The organism is Vibrio genomosp. F10 str. 9ZD137 (assembly GCF_049974785.1).
Classification (GTDB): domain Bacteria; phylum Pseudomonadota; class Gammaproteobacteria; order Enterobacterales; family Vibrionaceae; genus Vibrio.
In genome coordinates, this window is record NZ_JBNGCJ010000380.1 from 1 (window position 1) to 2781 (window position 2781).

At 45.1% G+C, this 2781-nt stretch carries 2 protein-coding genes; both read left to right on the forward strand.

The genetic code is table 11. The features are described from left to right. Nucleotides 1-1611, forward strand: a 1611-nt coding sequence (locus ACP45E_RS08525) for a heparinase II/III domain-containing protein (protein ID WP_069584885.1), incomplete at its 5' end; no start/stop codon positions are given. A 345-nt stretch (nt 1612-1956) separates the two neighbouring features. Next, nucleotides 1957-2781 (forward strand): cache domain-containing protein (locus tag ACP45E_RS08530; RefSeq protein WP_141707260.1); only part of this gene is annotated, 825 nt, incomplete at its 3' end.

Sequence of the window (2781 nt, forward strand, 5' to 3'; positions counted from 1 at the left end):
GCTGTAGGTATCTGTGGTTACGCGATCAATGACCAAGAGTCTGTTGATAAAGCAATGTATGGTCTAAAACTCGATAAAGTCAGCGGCGGCTTCCTAGCACAACTTGACCAACTGTTCTCGCCAGATGGCTACTACATGGAAGGTCCTTACTACCACCGTTTCTCTCTACGCCCAATCTACTTATTCGCAGAAGCGATTGAGCGTCGTCAACCAGAAATCGGCATTTACGAATTCAACGACTCTGTTATCAAGACAACCTCTTACGCTGTATTCAAGACCGCGTTCCCTGACGGCTCTTTACCTGCATGTAATGACTCATCAAAGACAATCTCTATTAACGATGAAGGTGTTGTTATGGCAACATCAGTATGTTTCCACCGTTACGAGCAAGCTGAAACGCTACTTGCAATGGCTAACCACCAGCAAAATGTATGGGTTCACAGCTCAGGTCTGACTCTATCTAACGCTGTTGATGCCGCTGATGAAATTAAGCCATTCAACTGGGGCAGCCTATACATCACAGATGGCCCAGAAGGCGAAAAAGGTGGTCTAGGCATCTTACGTCACCGCGATGCGCAAGACGACGACACCATGGCGCTAATTTGGTTTGGTCAACACGGCAGCGATCACCAGTACCACTCTGCACTAGACCATGGTCACTACGATGGCCTGCACTTAAGCGTATTCAACCGTGGAGTTGAAGTACTGCATGACTACGGTTACGGTCGTTGGGTAAACGTAGAGCCTAAGTTCGGGGGTCGTTACATTCCAGAGAACAAGTCATATTGTAAGCAGACGGTTGCTCACAACACGGTAACCGTGAACCAGAAAACACAGAACAACTTCAATACAGCATTGGCCGAGTCTAAGTTTGGTCAGAAGCATTTCTTCAATATCGACAACGCTAAGTTACAAGGCATGAGCGGCCGTATCTCAGGTTACTACGAAGGCACAGAGATGCAACGCAGCATCCTTCTTGCTGACCTTCCTGAGTTTGAAAAACCACTGGTGATTGATGTTTACCGCATTGAGTCTGAGCAAGAGAACCAGTACGACCTACCTGTACACTACACAGGTCAGATCATCCGTACTGACTTTGAATACCAAACAGAAAGCACGCTTAAGCCTGTGGGTGAGTCTGATGGCTACCAACACCTATGGAACCTAGGCTCAGGTAAAGTCGAAGGCAGTTCTCTTGTTAGCTGGCTAGTAAACAACAGCTACTACTCGTTAGTAACCAGTGCAACTGCGGCAGACAGCGAAGTTATCTTTGCTCGCCTAGGCGCAAACGACCATGACTTCAACCTACGCAGCGAACCTGCGATGATCCACCGTCAAACGGCAAAAGATCACGTATTCGCTTCTGTACTAGAGACACACGGTTACTTCAATGAAGAGTTCGAGCAATCAGTAAACGCTCGTGGCCTAGTTGAGTCTGTCACAGTTGTTGGTCACAACAGCGTAGGCACTGTGATTCGACTTGCAACAACGTCAGGCAACACTTACCACTACGGTATTTCTAACCAAGTCGAAGCCAATCAACAGTCAACACATACGGTTGAATTTGCCGGAGAAACATTCACCTGGGAAGGATCATTTGCTCAAATCTAAGCACTGGCAAATCTAAGCACTGAGTGAATAGCAAGCAATTAGCCGGATGCTGATATGAAGTATCCGGCTTTTTATATTCAGATTCCATTACCGCTTTTACATCGCTTTCGTTACTAGAAAGTAATGGCAGCAAGCAATGTTAGAAAGCAATGTTAGAAAGTAATGTTAGAAAGCACTGGTACCAAGCAATGGTAGAAAGGAGGGATATTTTTCTTTTTTGACGGTTAGATATCAACATATTGGATGAGTTCTCAACCATGAGATTCAAAATATCTATATGTCATGGTTTCAGCTACTATACTACCCGTTGCACTGCCGAATGATACTAATGCTAAGGAAATTTAAATGATGAGCGTATTACAAAAATACAAGGTAAAAACCAAGTTGATGGGCTTGGTTGCTATTGCCGCTACGCTGATGTTAATGACGACTGTTTTTCATTTGCATCAATCCTATCAAACGGATATTTCCGATCGGAAATCCGCGATGAAAGAGCAAGTCAAGGCGGCGGTGAGTTTGGTTCAGTACTATTCCAACAAGTACCCCAATGACCAAGAGCGAGCACAAACAGAAGCTAAGCTTGCATTGGAATCGATGCGCTTTGAGGGAAATAATTATTTTTGGATCGTTGATACTGATAACACCTTGATAATGCACCCCCTGCGTAAGACTCAAGAGGGTCAATCGATGCAATCGGTCACTGATGCTTCGGGAAAACAGCATTGGTTAGAAATGACTACGATTGGTCGTGGGGTTGGGGAAGGTTTCTTGACTTACGCTTGGGTAGCCCCTAGTGGTGAAACTTCGGAAAAAGTCTCTTACGTAGAAAACTTTACTCAATGGAACTGGGTGATAGGGACAGGGGTTCACCTTCTCGATATTGAGTCACGTTTTATGGAGAACACTATCGGGCAGGTAGGCAAAATTGCGGTTGTTTTGGTGCTCCTTATTGTTTTCGGTATTATGATTGCCAACGATATCTGCCAACCGTTAAGTACTTTGATCGCTAGAGTGAAAAAGCTCGAAGAAGGGGATCTTACTCAAGATTTCACCATAACTCGAAAAGATGAAATTGGTGAAATATCAGCCGCACTGCACTCGGCTTCTCAAGCCATTAGATCAACGCTAAAAACGGCGAGTGAAAGCACAGAGCAAGATCGGAAGAGCGGT